The organism is Streptococcus sp. S784/96/1, assembly GCF_902729355.1.
GTDB classification, from domain to species: domain Bacteria; phylum Bacillota; class Bacilli; order Lactobacillales; family Streptococcaceae; genus Streptococcus; species Streptococcus caledonicus.
In genome coordinates, this window is the sequence record NZ_CACVCC010000060.1 from 1 (window position 1) to 3,643 (window position 3,643).

Below are 3,643 nucleotides of genomic sequence, written 5' to 3' on the forward strand. Positions count from 1 at the left end.
CATATGAGGCTTTCTAATGAGTTGTTTTGTCGCTTTTCATTATAGGTCATATGGGACTTTTTCTATACTCAAAAAGGCTCCATAATCTCTGCGGGGAATTTACCCACTACAGAAATTATAGAGCCATTTTAATTCTCGGACCCTTTGTATTATTAGAAAATGTAATAGGATGAACTATTCTTAAAATTACTCCGTTTCAGTAGCTGTCTCTACTGAACTGGTTTCCGAATTTTCAGTCTCTCTAACTTTTTCAGTCGCTGCTTCGGGTTCTACAACTGTTTCGACTTCAAATTTGTCGTTCAATGTCAAACCTAGAAGATCTGCTACTGCTGTCATTTTAGCTTTCATTTCAGAAACTAAATCGTCAAGTGTATCGTCACAAACTAACTCACCTAGTTTTTCATCAATTTGTGAATCCAATGTCATCATTTCTTTTTGAAGGAATGCAATTTTTTTGAAAATGCCATTGTCATATTCCAAGGTTTTAACCGTGTTCATCAATGTACGATAATTTGCTTGAATATCGTAAGCAGCTTTTTTATTCTCAACTTGTGCTTTTAACCCATTGGTAAGATCTGACAACTTTGTTACGACAGCATCAATACCTGCCTGGTCTAGTTCTCCTGCTTCCAATCTTTTTTTAGCTTCTTCGACAGCTTGTTCAAATGCTTTAATGGTAACTTCTGAAAGTTCTGTAGTTGCTGTTTCCTTAGCTTCTTTCGCTTCTTTCAATGCTGAAAGATATTGTTCATCATTAATCTTCCAACCAAGAATTTGGAATTCAGAGAGGTATGGAGAATAACCATTGTAAGTCTTTTTAATATCTAATTTGCAATAACGTGTTAATACATTTACAGGGTTTTCCTCAATCAATTTACCATTCGTAATATTAGCAACTTCTACCCAATCTTCTGATTTAAGTTTTGAAATATCTGTCATATATGGATCTTTTGGAACTAAGATAGTTGCTTCTTTAATACGGTTTTCAATTAAATTCCCTCCAATACCTGTCTCAGGATTAAAGATGCGCCAATGGCGTACTAGACATAAATTTCCAAGATCTGCAAGTATTATTCCGTTCTCTGAAAATGATCTATAAGTGGTATTTTTATCTCCATCAAATACATTTCTAATAACCCCTCTCATGTCTGGACTAGCACCTAAAACTTTAGCTCCTAGTGCTAAATTCTCCATAAATGTCTTACCTTGTCCTACATGAACTTTCATTTGATGGACTTTTTGCTTACCGTTATAAACATAAACATTATAACTTTCATCAATTGAAGTGTCTAGTGAACGATTTGTTTCTTCTTTTAATGTTGATGTAAAGCTTACAACAGTATGTTTATCATATTTTGCACTAAAGTCTTTATATGTCCAATTCTGATCAACAAATGTGCGACCATCAACTGTTTTAGTTTTGTAAACTTCAAACTCATCAGAGTTTCCAATAAAGAAATTGGCTTTTGTCACACTGCCAAACACTGCGTCCTCAAAAATATTATAAGGCGTACCGTCAGCTGGAACTGTTACTTCTGTTATTTCATAGGATTCAGGAAGATAGCCACTTGGTTTTTGCCCTTCAAAAACTGTATCGCTGTTGTTTGCCGATAGGTTGTTCTTTTTCACTACAGCTATCAAGTGTTCTAAACGTTCTTTATCACCTTCAAAGTCAAATTTATTATGTGATAAGTCAAACTTCATCAAGTTTGTCATACTCTCTATTCCAAGCTCCTCTAAAGATTGGAGCATACTATTTGATAGTTCTAATTTTTCAAGTCCAGACATATTAGATAATTTTAGATTACCAGTATCACGAATAGATTTAGGCAAGTCTTGAGCGTTTAGAGTTGTTAAATTTGTTAATCCATCCATTTCTAGAGAAGAAAGTTTTGTTAATTTTTCTAAACCTTCCAAATTAGTAATCTCCCCAGTTAGTTTAAGTTCCTTATCATATTTAGATAAATCACCACGATAAGGGCTTACTTGCTCTTTAACCGCTTGTAAAAGTACTGGATCTGGAAAGTCCGTTTTATCAATAAGTGTGTAATCTTTATTCTTCAATAATTCAGCTTTTAGCTTTTTAGAAACAGTATAATCGGTTTTGACGATTTCATCAGATGGATCTTTTCCTTCAGTTTTTTTAGGATGACCTACTCCGTCACGATCAATGGCGTAAGCAAACATACCTCCTTTGAGACCACCTGTTGGTTGCCATTTTGTATATGATTCAGCACGCGTACCACTAATATCTTTTCCACTTTCTGGATTAGAAGGATCATAATCCTTAATATCATTCCAGAAGTTATTGTTTAAATCTGCATTCTCTTCATAGAAAGCAAATCCAATCATAAATTGACGAGGAGTTATATAGCTACTGTAACCTTTCCAATCTTCATTAATTTTACGGTGCATATCTGATGTTGGTCCCTGTGCGCCATAATACTGACGAAGGACAAAATCTAAAGATTTGGCATTTTCTTTTAAAATAGTATGATGCTCTACTCCGAGTGTAGTATCAAGAATTAACATTTTATTGGTATCTTTACCAGTCTTGCCAATTAACGTTGCTATCTCCTTAAAAACTTTATTTGCACGAATAATTTCTGCTTTCTCTATAACAGTAGCATCAGTCCTAACATTATAATCACCTAGTTCAACATCAATATCTAATCCATCAACACCACGATCATAGACATATTTTTCGACCAAAGCTTTAGCTAGGGCTTTGTTACTCTCTTCTGTATCTTCTTTATAAACTTCTTTAGATAGTCCTGCCTTACCACTCAATTCTTTTACACCAATAGTTTGAATAACTATAGTCCCCTGCGCATGCATTTTAGGGATATATTCATCTTTTAGTTTTCTCCAAAATGGACTATCCTTGTGAGTCCAGTCTTCAAAAATAAAAAGCATATCCACATCCGAAGGTACTTCTGAGATTGTATTAGGTCTTCCAAAATTTTGATTAACTTCTTGCTTTTGAATATTTCCCTGCGCATCTCTTGCTGCCTCTTCACTTTTCGTCGCAGCTTTATCATGCCAAGTACGGAAATACGCGCCATAAAGTGGTCCTCTTGTACCTGAACGAATTTCGTTTATGATTCCAACACTGTCAGTTGCACGATTGGTGTTTTCTTGTGCCTGAACCACCATTGGTTGGAAGCCATGAAGCCTAAAGCATTCATTGGCTTGTAATATCGCACCCGCTAAGACTGCTGTACAGACTAAACCTACTGCACACTTAGAAAATTGACGTTTATCCATTTCTTCCTCCTTTGGATAATCAAAAGTTAAGAACGAACTTATTTGAAAGCGTATTCTTTTAGACATCTATAAGTATGCTCCCTATTAGTTAAAAAAGAAACCTACAAACTATAGGTTAAATAAAACAAATTTAAGTTTTATTTAAATTACCCGCGTTGTAAAATGAAGTGCAACAGAAAAGACATGTTCTTCTGATATACTAGAATTCCCCAACTCAGTATAGAAAGCAGATGAACATGTCCACTAACTATTCTACCAAAAAATCTCGTTATTCTCACTTATCAGCTTCTGAGCGAGGCGAAATTAGTGCTTATTTGAAAATGGGGAAAAAGCCCGCTGAGATTGCACGTTTACTCAATCGTCACCGTTCTACCAT

At 34.9% G+C, this 3,643-nt stretch carries 2 protein-coding genes; one reads left to right on the forward strand and one right to left on the reverse strand.

The genetic code is table 11. The features are described from left to right. Window positions 1-186 precede the first annotated feature (186 nt). Window positions 187-3,267 carry an EndoS/ChiA family endoglycosidase gene (locus tag GZ996_RS11425; protein WP_162012115.1) on the reverse strand — a complete coding sequence of 1,027 codons (3,081 nt, stop codon included), beginning with the start codon at window positions 3,265-3,267 and terminating at the stop codon, window positions 187-189. A gap of 236 nt (window positions 3,268-3,503) precedes the next feature. Between GZ996_RS11425 and GZ996_RS11430 the strand changes: the two genes are divergently transcribed. Continuing rightward, window positions 3,504-3,643 (forward strand): helix-turn-helix domain-containing protein (locus tag GZ996_RS11430; RefSeq protein WP_162012116.1); only part of this gene is annotated, 140 nt, incomplete at its 3' end.

What these genes read in the sequence shown, in the direction of transcription:
- GZ996_RS11425 (WP_162012115.1), bottom strand. Translation starts at nt 3,267, where the DNA reads ATGGATAAACGTCAATTTTCTAAGTGTGCAGTAGGTTTAGTCTGTACA.